Here is a 15,280-nt window from a genome sequence, read left to right as displayed (position 1 = left end):
CCTTCTCCCCGTTGGGGAGAAGGAGCTTCCGATGCCCATCCAGCCCATATGCGATTCCCCTACCGTTTGCGGGGAGAGGGACTCCTTTTCGGCATGAAAAAAGCCGGGCTGTAAGGCCCGGCTTCGAAATGCAGAATAAGGATGAAGCCGGTCAGGCGGCCCAGGGACGCGACGCGGCGTTCGACTTTTCGAAAGTGTCGATCGCGGAGGATTTTTCCAGCGTCAGGCCGATATCGTCAAGGCCGTTCAGCAGGCAGTGACGTTTGAACTCGTCGAGTTCGAATTTCAGCGAGCCGCCGTCCGGTCCGGTGATTTCGAGGTTTTCCAGATCGATCGTCAGGATGGCGTTGGAGCCGCGCGAGGCGTCGTCCATCAGCTTGTCGAGATCTTCCTGGCTGACCTTGATCGGCAGGATGCCGTTCTTGAAGCAGTTGTTGTAAAAGATGTCGGCGAAGCTTGTGGATATGACGCAGCGGATGCCGAAGTCGAGCAGCGCCCAGGGAGCGTGTTCGCGCGAGGAGCCGCAGCCGAAATTGTCGCCGGCGACGAGGATCTTGGCGTTCTGATAGGCCGGCTTGTTCAGCACGAACTCTTCGTTCGGCGTGCCGTCTTCGTTGTAGCGGGCTTCAGCGAAGAGCCCTTTGCCGAGACCTGTGCGCTTGATGGTCTTCAGATAATCCTTCGGGATAATCATGTCGGTATCGACATTGACGACCGGGAGGGGTGCCGCGACACCGGTCAACTTCACGAACTTGTCCATGGGGTCCTGCCTTCATTCTCGTCTAAAGCACGAATTATCCTGCCAATAGAGCAAATCCGGCCCGAAATGAAGGAGAATCTTGGAAATGCTCTAAAACACGGCGCTTTGGCCGTAGCCTGCCTCCGGGAACAAGTCAGTCCCCGGGCAAATGCGTTCGGCAGCCGACAACAGGCTGCCCTTGCCTGTGTTCGACCTCAGAGGTCGATGATCGTGCCGCGACCGTCGTTCCAGATGCGCATTTCGCGCTGGCCGTTCGTCTTCGTCTTGGCATGCACCGGTGCCGGCTTCATGCGCAGGGAAATCGCGCGGGCTGCCATGAGCACGGTCAGGATAGCGCCGACGGCAAGCGTGATCGAAACTGTAAACAACGCCATGGCGGCAAACACGGTGATGCCGGCAAGCGCGATGAACAGGGAACGGATATTCTGCATGGTCGAGACCTCTCTACTCATGGCAATGTGGTCCTCTCTCTTCCCCTCTGCAAGAGGAGCATGGCTTTTTGTTGACTTGCCTGGCGATTAAAAGCGCGGCAAAACGGCACAATGAGCCAATCTGCGAGCCAAACCTCCGCTTCCCGCCCCGCCCGCCTGCGCCGTTCGGTCTTGAGCGTTCCCGCCATCAACCGCCGCGCGCTGGACAAGCTTTCGAGCCTCGATTGCGATGCCGTCATCTTCGATCTCGAAGATTCCGTTTCGCCGGAGAAGAAGGCCGAGGCGCGGGAGAATTTACGGGCCTTCTTTGCCGGTTCGCCCCTTCCCGGCAAGGAGCGGATCATCCGCATCAACGCGCTTTCCTCCAATTTCGGCGCCGACGACCTGGCGCTGGTCGCGGAGCTGGAACCGGATGCGATGCTGCTGCCAAAGGTGGACGAGCCGCAGGACGTGACCGTTGTCAGCGACCGTCTTGCCGAAGCAGATGCGCCGGAAAACCTGCGCATCTGGGCGATGATCGAGACGCCGCGCGGCATCCTGAATGCGGCTTCGATCGCCGAGGCCGGGCGCACGTCTGGCAGCCGGCTTGATTGCCTCGTCGTCGGCCTCAACGATCTCAGAAAGGAAACGGGTGTCCTGCCGCAGCCGGGCCGCGCCTATCTGGTGCCCTGGCTGATGCAGGCGATACTGGCCGTCAGTGCCTATGGGCTCGAAGCCATCGACAGCGTCTTCAACGATTTCAAGGATGCGGAGGCGTTCGAAGCGGAATGCGGTCAGGGCCGCAGCATGGGCTTTGCCGGCAAGATGCTGATCCATCCGAGCCAGATCGAGGCCGCCAACCGGCATTTCGGCCCGGATGCGACAGCTATTGCCGAGGCCGAAGCCATCATATCAGCCTTTGCCGAGCCGGGTGCCGACGCTCTCAATGTCGTCAATCTCGGCGGGCGGATGGTGGAGCGGCTGCACCTTGTCCAGGCGGAAAGACTGGTTCATAAAGCTCGTCTGATCGCGCATCGCGCTTCGGGCGTAGCCGCAGCATCCCGCACCGAGGCCTGACGGGCCAACCCAGCAAGAAAGATGTCTTGATGAAACTCTACCGCTTCCTCACCGGCCCCGACGACGCATCCTTCTGCCATAAGGTATCCGCGGCGTTGAACAAAGGCTGGGAGCTGTCGGGCTCGCCGACCTATGCCTTCAATGCTGCGAGCGGTCAGATGCAGTGCGGCCAGGCCGTCGTCAAGGACGTCGCCGGCAAGGATTACGATCCGGATATGAAGCTTTCGGAACAGTAATCAGCTGGGTGAGCGAGAGGGTGGCTGCTATTGGGGCTTAAATCGCCCTAAATGCGTTTGATCTCGTCTTTTACTTCACGCCATGTCAAAAGCCAGATTATCGGATTTTCTTCTACATACGTGATGTCCTCACCCTTTCTAAGGTGTGCGCGTAAAGACATGCTCAGAATGCTGCTCCCTAAGCCAAAGATGGAGGAGCTGAAGATGCCAATAAAATATATGAACTTGACGAAGTTTGTGACAGGATTTTCGTTAAGATCCGGTACGTCAAGTTTAAATTAATCTCCTATTATCAATAGAAGAAGGAATGAAGCGCTAAATAAGAGACTTATCCTTAAAGTCACTTTATCCTATTTCTTGCGCTTGAGCCTACAATACATCGGATAATAGTAAACTTTATTGACGAAGGATATCACCGATCCGTCGCTTCTTCGGCGCTTTCCTCGATGCGCTCCATGTCCTCGTCGCTCAGGCCGAAATGGTGGCCGATCTCGTGGATCATGACATGGGTGATGATGTCGCCGAGGGTTTCGTCGTTTTCCGCCCAGTAATCGATGATCGGCCGGCGGTAGATGCGGATCTTGTTCGGCATATCGCCGGTCTGGGCGGTAAAGCGCTCCGATATGCCGCGGCCCTCGAAAAGGCCGAGCAGGTCGAAGGGGGTTTCCAGCGCCATATCCTCGAATACGTCGTCATCCGGGAAATCCTCGATGAGGATGATGAGGTTGCCGGTGAGCGAACGGAACTCTTCCGGCAGATGGCTGTAAGCCTCCATTGCCAGAGATTCGAATGTGCTGATGGAGGGCGAGTGGCGGTCCCGCCAATCCTCGCTCTGGTCAACGCGAGCCATGAATGCTTCCTTCCTTGGCTGGTCATATAGAGGCTTTGCGCTGCTTTTACGAGAGCGGATTAGCGCATGGCGCCGAAAAGTATTTGAGCGGTTTTCGGACGGCATCAGGCTCTATCTGCTTGATTTTGGAGCGGATTCGGATTCCAGCCTGAACAGGCCTCAGATTGCCCGGGCATGGGCAGAGGAATATTTTCTCATAAAATGGTGTTGACTCTTTTTCCGGCCTCTGGAATCCATAAGAACATAACGAGAACATTATCGATCTGGAGCTAACGTCATGGCTGAGGCCGCCGTGGCGCGGGAAACGCTTTTTGCCCTGCGTGAAACCATTGCCCGACTGGAAGGCAGGCCGATGCCGGCACTGGCCGCGGCGGCGCATGAGGTGCTGGCGACCGGGCTGGCCATAGGATCGGCAGGCATTGCGAAGCCTCTGCCTGATCAGGTTTCGTCTGGTCAGGCCTTGTCTGGTCGGTCTTTGCCTGAGCCGAGGCTTCTTGCCACCGGCGTCGGCGATCTCGATGCGGCGCTGCAAGGCGGCCTGCCGCTCGATGCGCTGACGGAGATCCGATCGCTCGGTCTGCGCGATGCGGGAGCGGCGAGCGGTTTTGCTCTTGCGCTTGCCGCGCGGCTGCATGCGCAGGCTTCGGGTATGGCCACGTCTCCGATCCTGTGGATCGGCGATACGGTCGCCACGATGGAGGCGGGCCTGCCCTATGCCATCGGCATCAGGGATTTCGGGCTGGAGCCTGCGGCTTTCCTGCAGGCATCGCCGCGCAAGCTGGAAGATGCGCTCTGGGTGGCGGAAGCAGCGCTTGGGAGCGCTGCCTTTGCTGCCGTCATTCTGGAAGTGCGCGGCAATCCGGCCCGTTTCGGCCTGACCGAAAGCCGGCGGCTGGCTTTGAGGGCCAAGGCGGCGGGGCGGCCCTTGTTTCTGTTACGGCAGGGCGGCGAGGAGGAGGCGAGCAGCGCCTTCTTTCGCTTTTCCGTCGAACCCGCGCCGGCCTCGGCGCGGCCCCTGCCGGATGGATCGATGCTTGGCGGCAGCATCGGTCATCCGGCCTTTCGTCTGACCTTGGAAAAGAGCCGAAACCCGGCGCCTCTTTCCATAACCCTGGAGTGGAATGCCCATGACCGCCGCTTTGCCCCTATCCTCGACACGCAATGCCCTGCCTTTCCCGGCGAACACGCAGCGCATTCTGGCGCTGACCTTTCCGCACCTGCCGACCGACCGGATCGCGCGCAAGCGCTGGGGTCTGTCCTGGCGTTCGGCAGGCAGGCTTGAAGCGCCGCCGCTGGCCTGTGCCGGCAAGCTCAACAACGCCATGCGCCTGACCGCGCTGAACGAGCGGGCGGAGACGATCGGCTTGAAGCAGGGACAGGGCGTGGCCGAGGCGAAGGCGATCTGCCCCGATCTGGATGTCGTCGAGGAGGACCCTGCTGCAGATCGCAAGCTGCTGGAGGCGATCGCCGACTGGTGCGACCGCTATACGCCGCTGGTGGCGATCGACGGCAGGGATGGCCTGTTTCTCGATATTACCGGCTGCGCCCATCTCTTCGGCGGCGAAGAGGCGTTGCTTGAGGATATATTGATCCGGATTTCCCGGCTGGGCTTCGATGTGCGCGGCGCCATTTCCTCCGCGCCGGGCCTATCCTGGGCCGTGGCCCGCTTCGACGACAGCCGCGTCGTTCCTCCGGAAGCGATGGAGGAAGCCCTGGCGCCGCTGCCTGTGGCGTCCCTGCGGCTCGGTGAGGAAACCGTCGCTGCCTTGCAGAAGATGGGCCTGAAACGGACGGGCGATCTTCTGGCTGCGCCGCGTGCGCCGCTTGCCCGCCGTTTCGGTGCACAGGTGCTTTTGCGCCTCGATCAGGCCGTCGGCCTCGTCGAGGAACCGATCTCGCCGCGCCGGCCGGTCGCGCAATTGTCGGCCGAGCGCCGGCTTGCCGAGCCGGTGCAGACGGAAGACGATATTCTCAAGCTTGCCCGCCAGCTTGCCGAAACCCTGAAGACGGGGCTGGAGGCACGCGGTATCGGCGGCCGCTCCTTTGAGCTTCTGCTTTTCCGGGTGGATGGAGCGGTTTTCCGCATCGCTGCCGGCGCATCGCAGCCGTTGCGGGAGCCGGGCCGGATCGCAAGCCTGTTCACGGAGCGCTTCGGCGCTATTCATGACGATCTCGATGTCGGCTACGGCTTCGAGATCGTTCGTTTGAATGTCCTTCAGCATGCACCCTTCGATGCGATGCAGGGCGATTTCGCCGGAGAAAACCGCCAGGATGGCTCGCTTTCAGCCTTTGTCGACCGGGTGGCCGCGCGGCTGGGGCCGGATTGCCTGCAAGGGCTCGAATTGCGGCAGAGCCATATCCCCGAGCGGGCCGTGCGGCCGCTGCCGGCCATGGCTACCCTCGCTTCCAGACGCCGGACCGGCCGGGAGGCTGCCGGGCATGGCTTCTTCCGCGGCGAGCGGCCGCTGCGCCTTTTCCGCATGCCGGAGCCAATCGAAACTATTGCCGCCGAAGTGCCCGACGGCCCTCCCCGGCAGTTCCGCTGGCGGCGTGTCATGCACCGGGTCAGCCGGGCCGAAGGGCCGGAGCGGCTTTCGGCGGAATGGTGGATCGAGGAAAAGGAAGAGCCTGCCCGCGATTATTTCCGGATCGAGGATGAAGAGGGCCACCGCTTCTGGCTGTTCCGCAAGGGGCTTTACGGACGGGATGGGACAGCGCCGGACTGGTACATGCATGGGGTTTTCGCATGAACGCGCGCCCTAGCTTTCACGAAACCATGCCCTTCTTCGAGATCGGGGTCAGAACGAACTTCTCCTTTCTCGAGGGGGCCTCGCATCCGGAGGAGATGGTGGCGCAGGCGGCCATCCTGAAACTGTCGGGATTTGGAATTGCCGATCGCAATTCGGTTGCCGGCGTGGTCAAGGCGCATGCGCATACCAAGCTTCTCGAGGAAAAATACAAAGAAGGCCTCAAAAAGAATCTGGAGCTGCGCGCCAAGGGTGAGCCGGAAGAGCCGCTTCTGAAGCCGGTCCGGTTCCAGCCCGGCGCGCGCCTGGTCTTTTCGGACGGCACGCCCGATATTCTTGCCTACCCGGAAAACCGCAAGGGTTGGGCGCATCTCTGCCGGCTGCTGAGTGCGGGCAATCTGCGCGGCGAGAAAGGTGTGTGCATCCTCAACGAAAGCGATCTCGCGGAATGGGGCGACGAAATGATGCTGGCGTTGGTCCCCGATGCGACAAGCGTCGAAACGCCGGAGGGGCAGGCCAAGCTGGAAGAGTACCTGAAGCGGCTATGGATGCGCTTCGGCCGGAAGTTCCATATGGTCCTGTCGCCCGCCTATGACGGGCGGGATCGGCTGGCCTTTGCCACGCTTTCCATTCTGGCGCAGCGCAACGGCGTCCGGCTGGTCGCCAGCAATCAGCCACTCTATCACGCGACCGAGCGCAAGCCGCTTGCCGATATCGTGATCTCGATCCGCGAGCATGTGCCGATCGCCGAGGCCGGCTTCAGGCTGGCGGCCAATGCCGAACGTTATCTGAAAGACGCCGCCGAAATGGCACGTCTTTTCAGAGACTATCCGAAAGCGATCGTCAGTACGCAGAAGTTCTTTAGCCGGCTGTCTTTTTCGTTGGATGAGCTGAAGCATAATTATCCCGACGAAAGCGTTCCCGGCGAGACCGTTGCAGAGACGTTGAGACGGCTGACGTGGGAGGGGGCCAACTCGCGCTTTCCTGATGAGATCCCGCCAAAGGTCTCGATGCAGATCGAGCATGAGCTCAAGCTCATTCGCGAGCGGCAATATGAGCCCTACTTTCTGACGGTGCATCGCATCATGGAGTTTGCCCGCAGTGCGAATATTCTCTGCCAGGGACGCGGATCGGCCGCCAATTCGACGGTCTGCTATTGCCTCCGGATTACCGAGGTCAATCCCGAAATAACAAGCCTGCTTTTCGAGCGTTTCATCTCGACGGAGCGCGAGGAGCCGCCTGACATCGACGTCGATTTCGAGCACGAGAAGCGCGAGGAGGTCATCCAGTTTATCTACAGGCATTACAAAAAGGAGCATGCCGGGCTGACGGCGGCGGTCACCAGCTATCGGGCGCGCTCGGCCGGCCGCGAAGTGGCGAAGGCCTTCGGCCTGTCGGAGGACGTGCAGTCGGCTCTGGCGAGCGGCGTCTGGGGCTGGTCGACGGAAGAGCTGTCCGAGCGCGAGGCGAAGATTGCCGGTCTCGATCTCAAGGACAAGACGACGCGGAACGTTCTTTCCTATGCCTCGACGCTGATGGGGTTTCCCCGACATCTGACCCAGCATGTCGGCGGCTTCGTCATCACCCGCGACCGGCTGGACGAGGTCGTGCCGATCATGCACACGGCGATGGACGATCGCTACATGATCGAATGGAACAAGGACGATCTCGACAATCTCAACATCTTGAAGATCGACGTGCTCGCGCTCGGCATGCTGACCTGCCTTGCCAAGGCCTTCGACCTGCTGCTGCTGCATTACGACGTGAAGAAAGAGCTCGCCGATCTTGGAAGTAAGGAATATCCCGATGGCGTGCCGGTCTATGACATGATCTGCCGCGCCGACACGATCGGCGTCTTCCAGATCGAAAGCCGGGCGCAGATGAGCATGCTGCCGCGCCTTCGCCCCCGCAGATTCTACGATCTGGTCATCGAGGTGGCGATCGTCCGGCCTGGCCCGATCCAGGGCGATATGGTGCATCCCTACCTTAAACGTCGGGATGACGTTCTTCATAATCGACCCATTGATTACCACCGTCCGGAATTGAAGGCGGTGCTGGAGAGAACCCTGGGGGTTCCCCTGTTTCAGGAACAGGCGATGCAGATCGCCATTACGGCTGCCGGATTTTCGCCCGCCAAGGCCGATCGGCTGCGCCGGTCCATGGCGACGTTCAAGCGAACGGGAAAGGTGGACGAATTCAAGCAGGACATGGTTTCGGGCATGGTCGCGAACGGCTACCCTCAAGATTTTGCCGAGCGCTGTTTCAGCCAGATCGAAGGCTTCGGCGAATATGGTTTCCCCGAAAGCCATGCGGCGTCCTTCGCGCTGCTCGTCTATGCTTCGTCCTGGCTCAAGGCCTATTATCCCGATGTCTTCTGCGCGGCGATTCTCAATGCCCAGCCGATGGGCTTTTATGCGCCGGCGCAGCTGGTGCGCGATGCGCGCGAGCATGGCGTCGAGGTGCTGCCCGTGGATGTCAATCGTTCCAGCTGGGATTGCCTGCTGGAAAAGGCGTCTTTCGACCGCAATTCGGTCGAGCCGCGTCATGCGTCGATGCGCGACGATATCAGGACGCAATGTGCTGTTCGCCTCGGTTTCAGGCAGGTCAAGGGTCTGTCAAAGGATGAGATGAAACAGCTCGTCGAGCGCCGCGGCGATGGTTATAGGTCCGTGCGCGATCTCTGGCTACGCTCGGGCCTCGCCACGGCGCAGGTGGAACGTCTGGCGGATGCGGATGCGTTCGGTTCCATCGGCCTGGGCCGGCGGGAGGCGCTGTGGGCGGTGCGGGCACTCGATGCCGGCAGCGCCGCCGAAAAGCTTCCCCTCTTCGATCTTGGCGACCATATGGAGCTGCAGGTCGAGCCGGCGGTCTCGCTGCCTGAAATGCTGCCCGGCGAACAGGTCATCGAGGATTATCGCTATCTGTCGCTGTCGCTGAAGGCGCATCCGGTTTCCTTCCTGCGCGATGATTTCGCCCGCATGGGCATCGTGCGGAGCCGGGATCTGTCCAATGTCGCCAGTGGCCGGATGGTGACGATCGCCGGACTGGTGCTGGTGCGCCAGCGGCCGGGCTCGGCCAAGGGCGTGATCTTCATGACGCTGGAGGACGAAACCGGGGTCGCCAATGCGATCGTCTGGCCGAAAAAATTCGAGAAATACCGCGCCATCGTCATGGGCGCGCGGCTGGTGAAGATTCGCGGCCGCCTGCAGAACGAAAGCGGCGTCATCCATGTGGTGGTCGATCACATCGAGGACATGACCCCGGCGCTTGGCATCCTGCAGCGCGAGGCGCGGCGCTTCGGCGTCAGCGACCGGGCGGACGAGGCGTTACGGCCGACCATGGACCATCGGCAGAAGAGGAAGCCCGCTCTGCCGCCATGTGGATCCGGCACCGGCACAGCGGCGGAAAGCCGCAGCAACGGGGCAGAAACGGCGAAAGTCATGCCTCGGGGCCGTAATTTCCATTGAGATCCGGGGCTCCTTTATCCGGCGGCGATCAGCGCCGGCCGTAAAGGCGTATGATTTCGAATCGTTTCTTTCTTGACAAAGGGCGTCTTCTTTAGCAGATAACAAGACAGCAAATGTCATGTTTGACGGGCTGAACGAAGAATGCTGGTTTGCAGTTGTAATTACATTACCGACAAGGAAATCCGGGACGTCATCAACGACCTCCTCGATCAGGACTGTTGGCAGCTCATCGTTCCGGCAAAAGTGTATCACGCCATGGCGAAGCGCGGCCGCTGCTGCGGCTGTTTCCCGAATGTCGTTGATATCATTATACAGACAACCGAAGATTATCATGCCCGTCGCCACTCGACGGAAGCCGAAATATTTGATTTCATGTCCCGCCTGAAAAAATTCCACGAAGAAAACAGGAGAGCGGACATTGAAAGGCGACAAAAAAGTCATCGAGCGGCTTAACGAGGCACTGTTCCTCGAGCTTGGCGCAGTCAATCAGTATTGGGTTCATTATCGGCTTCTCGAGGACTGGGGCTACACCAAGCTCGCCAAGAAGGAGCGTGCGGAATCCATTGAGGAGATGCACCATGCCGACCGTCTCGTCGCGCGCATCATTTTCCTTGAAGGTCATCCCAACCTCCAGACGCTGGCGCCGCTGCGCATCGGCCAGAACGTCAAGGAAGTGCTGGAGGCCGATCTTGCCGGCGAATACGACGCCCGCACGGCCTACAAGAAGTCGCGCGACATCTGTCATGACGCCGGCGACTATGTTTCGATGAAGCTGTTCGAAGGGCTGCTGGCGGACGAGGAAGGTCATATCGACTTCCTGGAAACCCAGCTCGAGCTGCTCGGAAAGATCGGCGAAGCCAAGTACGGCCAGCTCAACGCCGATTCCGCCGACTCCGCGGAATAATTCCCGCCGCGCAACCGGCCGCAAAAGCGGCCGGTTCTTTTTCGTTCAGTCCTCGGCTTTCAGGCCGGCCAGATGGCTGAACTCCGAAACGACCCGTTCGTAGACCGATCGCTTGAAGGCGACGATCAGGCCGGGCAGCGTTTCCATCGGCTTCCATTCCCATGCATCGAATTCCGGCTCATGGCCGCCGGGGGGCGGATTGATGGCGATTTCGTTCTCGTCGCCATCGAAGCGGAAGGCGAACCAGCGCTGCGTCTGGCCGCGGAACTTTCCCTTGAGGCCGATGCCGATCAGCTGCGGCGGCAGGTCGTAGTTGATCCAGTTCCCCGCTTCCGCCAACAGGGTCACGGTTTTCATGCCCGTTTCCTCGTAGAGCTCGCGGTAGGCGGCCTTCAGAGGGTCCTCGCCCTCGTCTATGCCGCCTTGCGGCATCTGCCAGAGTTGCGGCGAGCCGTCATATTCGGAATTGCCGTCCGGGATGCGGCGGCCGGCCCAGACCATGCCATCCCGGTTCAGGATCATGATGCCGACACAGGGGCGGTAGGGCAGATCTTCGGCTCTTACGGGCGCGTGGGGCTTGCTCATCTTTCTCTCCAGCTCTCCAGCGATCAGGGATGTTTCGGGTCTTCGGCAAGTGCCGAGACCGCCACGATTTCGATGCCGCGCATGGCTGCCTCCTCACTCCATTTGCTGATGGCGTCGACGCTTTCGTCGAAGGCGGAGGCAACGCCGATGGCGGAACCGTTGCGGCGGGCGATGCGCTCCAGTTCGTCGAGCTTCTTGAGGATCGCGTCCTGCTGCAACTCTCCGTCGAGCTGGATGTCGGCAAAGGCATGCGGCACGTCCAGCGTTCGGGCGAGCATTCCGGATTTCGATTGCGCGGACGACCCGTCGTCCAGGAACAGCAGGCCGCGCTTGCCGATGTCGCGCAGCACCGGTTCCAGAGCGCCGGGATTGGCGAGAAAGCGGCCGCCGAGATAGTTCATCACGCCGGTATAGTTGGTGATCTTGCCCATGGCCTTATGCAGATTTTCGACATTCTTCGCGGCTGGCAGCGAGGTCAGCAGCGTGTCCGGCCCCGGATTGTTGCCGGGATAGTCGAAGGGCTCGAAGGGCACCTGGATCAGGATCTCATGGCCGCCTCGCCTTGCCTCCTGCATCCAGCGCTGCAGGCTGTTGCCGCTGGCGGCGAAGGCGAGCGTGATCTCTTCCGGCAGCTTCTCGATGGCGCGCTGCGTGCCCGTCTGGCTGAGGCCGAGGCCGCTGACGACGATGGCGACGCGCGTGCCGCGCGCGCCGGACCATGGCCGCGCATATTGATCCATCGGCCGCAAGCCGCTCGGCGAGATGATCGGCAGCCTGCCGAAGGGGGAGTCTTCCAGCAGGCTGTCGTTCGGCGTTGCCGCCATGCGCGGGTCCTGCCCGACCTGATTGGCATTGATCAGCACCGGGCCGCTGCCATCGCGGTTGTTCGGGCTGAACATGGTGACGACCGAACCGTCGCCGGTGACGATGCGGGTGGTATTGGCGCCGGACTGCGGATCGACCTGCGTCAGGCCCCCCTGGTTGTCCGCTGCGGGCTTTGCTTCGGCCGCCGGTGCGGGCTCTTCTTTCTTTGCCGTTTCGATCGGCTGGGTCTTTTTGAGATCATCGCGCATAAGCGCCGAGTACAGGGAAAAACCCGCGATCGCGATCAGACAGAAGCCGCCGAGAATGCGCCCAAACGGCAGCGTGCGCCGCGGGCGGCCGGGGCCGCGGTTCTGTCCCAACGGTGCATGCAAATCCGTTCCCAAAGTTCCCATCCACCCCAAGCGGAAAATTATGTTGGCCTCGAGCAGTCTCCTCTCGGCGAAGCGGGAAGAATGCGCGCAGCACTCAAAGTGCTAAAACATGAACGAAACTGTTTTGAACAGGGCCGAATTCATTCGGCCGGGAGGAAAGAGCGGTACGCACTATCCACTCTCCTTTATGAAAGCGCCGGGTCTGTTTCCAGCCCGGCGCCATCTCCTTACTTGGAGGAAACTGCCTTTTCCGGGTTCGGCGGGAAGGACGGGTCCGTCTTGGCGCCGCGCAGCAGGTCGAGCGCGTAGTTGAGCTGGATGTCGTCCTTCGGATCCGGCGGCACGTAGGCGGAGGAACCGGAGCCCTTGTCGGTTTCGCTCTGGCCCTTGATGTGGCCCGGCAGGCTGGACTCGCCTTCCGTGGTCAGCTTGCCCTTCAGGTCGTCCGGCAACGGCTGGTCGACCTTGACGTCCGGCGTGATGCCCGTGCCCTGGATCGAGCGGCCCGACGGCGTGTAGTAGAGCGCCGTCGTCAGGCGAAGCGCGCCGTTGCCGTCGCCCAGCGGGATGATCGTCTGGACGGAGCCCTTGCCGAAGGACTGCGTGCCGAGAACGGTGGCGCGACGCAGATCCTGCAGGGCGCCGGCGACGATCTCCGAAGCCGAAGCCGAGCCGCCGTTGATGAGCACGATGATCGGCTTGCCGTCGGTCAGGTCGCCCGGCGTGGCGTTGAAGCGGCGGGTTTCGTCCGGATTGCGGCCGCGGGTCGAAACGATCTCGCCACGTTCCAGCACGTCGTCGGCGACATTGATCGCCTGATCGAGCAGGCCGCCCGGGTTGAGGCGCAGGTCGAGGACATAGCCCTTCAGCTTGTCGGCCGGAATATCCTTCTTGATCTTGGCGATCGCGGCTTCGAGGTCCGGCGTCGTCTTTTCGGTGAAGGAGATGATGCGGATATAGCCGACATCGCCGCCTTCCTCGCGCGACTTGACGGCGGCAACGGCGATCACGTCACGGATGACGGTGAGTTCGATCGGCTTGTCGACGCCCTTGCGCATGAGGGTGAGCTTGATCGGCGTCTTGACCGGGCCGCGCATCTTCTCGACGGCGTCTTCCAGCTTCAGGCCGCGAACGGACTGGCCGTCGATCGCGGTGATATAGTCGCCGGCGAGCACGCCGGCCTTGGCGGCAGGGGTATCGTCGATCGGGGTGATGACCTTGACGAGGTCGTTGTCCATCGTCACCTCGATGCCGAGGCCGCCGAACTCACCCTTCGTCTGGGTGCGCATGTCTTCCGCATCCTTGGCATTCATATAGCTCGAATGCGGGTCCAACGAGGTCAGCATGCCGTTGATGGCGGCTTCGATGAGCTTGTCTTCCTGCGGTGGCGTCACATACTGCGCGCGGACGCGCTCAAAGACATCGCCGAAAATCGACAATTCCTTGTAGGTGGAAGTGCCAGCGGCTTCCGCCGGCGCTACCGCCGAGTAGATAACGCCCATCGCGGTCGCACCCATCAATGCGCCGACGAGAACAAGAGAAGCCCTACGTATCATTGCGTGCCTTTCCAGTGTCTTTGGAGGTCCACCAGGGTCGAGAATCGACCGGCTTCCCATCTTTTCGGAATTCAATGTAAAGCGTTGGCCGGTCTGTTTCCAGCGCCAATGCGGTCGCGCTCGCGACTCTTTTTTGGCCCATCGTGGCGAGCGGTTCGCCGGCGAAGACGAATCTGCCCGGACGCGTCTTGATCGCATCCATGCCCGACAGGACCATGTGATAACCGTCGCCGGTGTCCAGAATGATCATCTGGCCGTAGCTGCGGAACGCGCCGGCATAGACGACCGTGCCGTCGGCGGGAGCCGTGACGAGCGCATCCGGGCCGGTCGCGACGGTCAAACCCATCGCGGTGTGACCCGTGCCGTCGTCGTCGCCGAACTGGCGGAGAATATCGCCCGCCACGGGCAGCTCCAACTTCTGTTTAAGGTCCGAGAAGGCATATGCGGGCGTAATGCGGTTTTTATCGGGCACGCCGTTCTCGGCCAGGGCCTTCGCCTGCTCGCGCTGCTGCTCCGTCATCTGCGCCCGCCGCGCCTCTTCCGCGCGGGCGGCGGCGGCGGCATCGCGCACCGAGCCGATCTGGCTTTCCAGCGAGGCCACCAGCCCCTCCAGGCTGGTTGCCTGGCCCGCCAGCTCCTCGGCCCGCTTGCGCTCCGCCTCGAGCTGCACCGCATTTTCCTTGCTGTGCTTGTCGTTTTCGGCAATCAGCAGATCCATGCGCCGTTCCTCCTCCAGACTGTTGGTCATGGTGTCGGTGAAGCTCGCCTTTTCGGCGGCGGCGGCGGCATGCAGCTTGCTGAGATCGGTCAGATCGGCAATGAGCTTGTCCGTCTCCTTGCGCATTCCGGGGACGACGGCCCCGAGAAGAATGGCGCTTCGCACCGAGGCGAGCGCATCGTCCGGCGTCACCAGCAGCGCCGGTGGCGGGTTGCGCCCCATGCGCTCCAGCGCGCCCAGAACTTCGGCCAGCAGGGCGCGGCGATCATGCAGGGAAGCGCGGATCTTGTCTTCCTTGACGGCGAGATCCGTCAGCGTCTTCTCGCTCTGCTGGATCTTGCGATCCAGCTCCTTGCGGCGGGCGGCGCTGTCGATCAGCGCCTGGCGCAGGCTGGCCGTGCTCTTGTCGAGCGAGGCGATACTGTCTTCCAGCTCCTTCGTCTTGTCGGAGGAGAGGCTGATCGTCTTCGAAAGCGCGTCGAGCTGCATGCGGGTCTCGTCGCGCTTGCGGGCAAGATCCGCTGCCGGGTCGGACGCCTGTTGCGCGGGCGGCGTCGATGCCGGCGTCGAGGAGCGATCGTCCGGCGCTTGCGGCGCGGCGGCGTCGGCCTCCTGCGCCAGCGCGATGTCCTTCACGGAGAAAGGGGCCGCCATGTAGACGCCCGCACCGAGACATGCCGCCAAAGCTGGCAGCACGAGACGTGAAAGCATGGGCGGGGCTTTTCTCATCCAGTCGGTTCGGGCCTGGTCCCTTCGGATCGCGCGAAAATAAGC

General features: G+C 61.6%; 14 protein-coding genes. 7 read left to right on the top strand and 7 right to left on the bottom strand.

Annotated elements, in window-relative coordinates:
- Positions 1 to 151: 151 nt before the first annotated feature.
- Together leuD and ACJJVH_RS15815 are read right to left on the bottom strand one after the other, a co-directional pair.
- On the bottom strand, positions 152 to 760 hold the full coding sequence (gene leuD, locus ACJJVH_RS15820; protein WP_112795813.1) for a 3-isopropylmalate dehydratase small subunit: 609 nt from the start codon (positions 758 to 760) through the stop codon (positions 152 to 154).
- Positions 761 to 954: 194 nt separating this feature from the next.
- Entirely contained in the window at positions 955 to 1,191 is a 237-nt protein-coding gene (locus tag ACJJVH_RS15815) for a hypothetical protein (RefSeq protein WP_412065179.1), read from the bottom strand.
- Between the two features lie 111 nt (positions 1,192 to 1,302).
- Between ACJJVH_RS15815 and ACJJVH_RS15810 the strand changes: the two genes are divergently transcribed.
- Both ACJJVH_RS15810 and ACJJVH_RS15805 read left to right on the top strand, forming a co-directional pair.
- Positions 1,303 to 2,247: an HpcH/HpaI aldolase/citrate lyase family protein gene (locus tag ACJJVH_RS15810; RefSeq protein ID WP_412064324.1), complete on the top strand. Its 945-nt coding sequence runs from the start codon at positions 1,303 to 1,305 to the stop codon at positions 2,245 to 2,247.
- 29 nt (positions 2,248 to 2,276) lie between these two features.
- Entirely contained in the window at positions 2,277 to 2,483 is a 207-nt protein-coding gene (locus ACJJVH_RS15805) for a DUF1737 domain-containing protein (protein WP_113369722.1), read from the top strand.
- 412 nt (positions 2,484 to 2,895) lie between these two features.
- Here the strand turns inward: ACJJVH_RS15805 and ACJJVH_RS15800 are convergent, their stop codons facing one another.
- Positions 2,896 to 3,333, bottom strand: a complete 438-nt coding sequence (locus tag ACJJVH_RS15800; protein ID WP_112795821.1) for a metallopeptidase family protein — start codon at positions 3,331 to 3,333, stop codon at positions 2,896 to 2,898.
- A gap of 277 nt (positions 3,334 to 3,610) precedes the next feature.
- Here ACJJVH_RS15800 and ACJJVH_RS15795 point away from each other — a divergent pair, with 277 nt between their 5' ends.
- The 5 genes from ACJJVH_RS15795 to bfr all read left to right on the top strand — a co-directional run bounded on the left by ACJJVH_RS15795 (position 3,611) and on the right by bfr (position 10,451).
- Positions 3,611 to 4,615, top strand: a complete 1,005-nt coding sequence (locus tag ACJJVH_RS15795; protein WP_412064323.1) for an ImuA family protein — start codon at positions 3,611 to 3,613, stop codon at positions 4,613 to 4,615.
- 40 nt (positions 4,616 to 4,655) lie between these two features.
- A complete protein-coding gene (locus ACJJVH_RS15790) occupies positions 4,656 to 6,083 on the top strand; it encodes a Y-family DNA polymerase (protein WP_412065178.1) in 1,428 nt (475 codons plus the stop codon).
- A complete protein-coding gene (locus ACJJVH_RS15785; protein WP_412064322.1) occupies positions 6,080 to 9,547 on the top strand; it encodes an error-prone DNA polymerase in 3,468 nt (1,155 codons plus the stop codon). The genes ACJJVH_RS15790 and ACJJVH_RS15785 overlap by 4 nt, the downstream gene beginning before the upstream one ends.
- A 141-nt stretch (positions 9,548 to 9,688) precedes the next feature.
- Positions 9,689 to 10,000, top strand: coding sequence for a (2Fe-2S)-binding protein (locus ACJJVH_RS15780; RefSeq protein WP_112795829.1), 312 nt, complete (start codon positions 9,689 to 9,691; stop codon positions 9,998 to 10,000).
- Positions 9,966 to 10,451, top strand: coding sequence for a bacterioferritin (bfr, locus tag ACJJVH_RS15775; RefSeq protein WP_112795830.1), 486 nt, complete (start codon positions 9,966 to 9,968; stop codon positions 10,449 to 10,451). The genes ACJJVH_RS15780 and bfr overlap by 35 nt, the downstream gene beginning before the upstream one ends.
- 45 nt (positions 10,452 to 10,496) lie before the next feature.
- Here the strand turns inward: bfr and ACJJVH_RS15770 are convergent, their stop codons facing one another.
- From ACJJVH_RS15770 to ACJJVH_RS15755, 4 genes are all read right to left on the bottom strand, one after another.
- Complete coding sequence (locus ACJJVH_RS15770; protein ID WP_112795832.1) at positions 10,497 to 11,036, bottom strand: RNA pyrophosphohydrolase; 540 nt, start codon at positions 11,034 to 11,036, stop codon at positions 10,497 to 10,499.
- Between the two features lie 23 nt (positions 11,037 to 11,059).
- Positions 11,060 to 12,244: a divergent polysaccharide deacetylase family protein gene (locus tag ACJJVH_RS15765; protein WP_112795834.1), complete on the bottom strand. Its 1,185-nt coding sequence runs from the start codon at positions 12,242 to 12,244 to the stop codon at positions 11,060 to 11,062.
- A 215-nt stretch (positions 12,245 to 12,459) separates the two neighbouring features.
- The gene (locus ACJJVH_RS15760; RefSeq protein ID WP_112795836.1) at positions 12,460 to 13,788 is read right to left on the bottom strand and encodes a S41 family peptidase; all 1,329 of its coding nucleotides are present in this window, start codon (positions 13,786 to 13,788) and stop codon (positions 12,460 to 12,462) included.
- Positions 13,778 to 15,217, bottom strand: a complete 1,440-nt coding sequence (locus ACJJVH_RS15755) for a murein hydrolase activator EnvC family protein (RefSeq protein ID WP_412064321.1) — start codon at positions 15,215 to 15,217, stop codon at positions 13,778 to 13,780. The genes ACJJVH_RS15760 and ACJJVH_RS15755 overlap by 11 nt, the downstream gene beginning before the upstream one ends.
- Positions 15,218 to 15,280: the final 63 nt, after the last annotated feature.

It is taken from the genome of Rhizobium sp. SYY.PMSO, assembly GCF_046840415.1.
Taxonomy (GTDB): Bacteria; Pseudomonadota; Alphaproteobacteria; order Rhizobiales; family Rhizobiaceae; genus Rhizobium.
This window is presented reverse-complemented; position numbering and strand designations above follow the sequence as displayed.

Coding starts and splice junctions, on each gene's coding strand:
- leuD (WP_112795813.1), bottom strand. CDS start 760: ATGGACAAGTTCGTGAAGTTGACCGGTGTCGCGGCACCCCTCCCGGTC.
- ACJJVH_RS15815 (WP_412065179.1), bottom strand. CDS start 1,191: ATGCAGAATATCCGTTCCCTGTTCATCGCGCTTGCCGGCATCACCGTG.
- ACJJVH_RS15810 (WP_412064324.1), top strand. CDS start 1,303: ATGAGCCAATCTGCGAGCCAAACCTCCGCTTCCCGCCCCGCCCGCCTG.
- ACJJVH_RS15805 (WP_113369722.1), top strand. CDS start 2,277: ATGAAACTCTACCGCTTCCTCACCGGCCCCGACGACGCATCCTTCTGC.
- ACJJVH_RS15800 (WP_112795821.1), bottom strand. CDS start 3,333: ATGGCTCGCGTTGACCAGAGCGAGGATTGGCGGGACCGCCACTCGCCC.
- ACJJVH_RS15795 (WP_412064323.1), top strand. CDS start 3,611: ATGGCTGAGGCCGCCGTGGCGCGGGAAACGCTTTTTGCCCTGCGTGAA.
- ACJJVH_RS15790 (WP_412065178.1), top strand. CDS start 4,656: ATGCGCCTGACCGCGCTGAACGAGCGGGCGGAGACGATCGGCTTGAAG.
- ACJJVH_RS15785 (WP_412064322.1), top strand. CDS start 6,080: ATGAACGCGCGCCCTAGCTTTCACGAAACCATGCCCTTCTTCGAGATC.
- ACJJVH_RS15780 (WP_112795829.1), top strand. CDS start 9,689: ATGCTGGTTTGCAGTTGTAATTACATTACCGACAAGGAAATCCGGGAC.
- ACJJVH_RS15770 (WP_112795832.1), bottom strand. CDS start 11,036: ATGAGCAAGCCCCACGCGCCCGTAAGAGCCGAAGATCTGCCCTACCGC.
- ACJJVH_RS15760 (WP_112795836.1), bottom strand. CDS start 13,788: ATGATACGTAGGGCTTCTCTTGTTCTCGTCGGCGCATTGATGGGTGCG.
- ACJJVH_RS15755 (WP_412064321.1), bottom strand. CDS start 15,217: ATGCTTTCACGTCTCGTGCTGCCAGCTTTGGCGGCATGTCTCGGTGCG.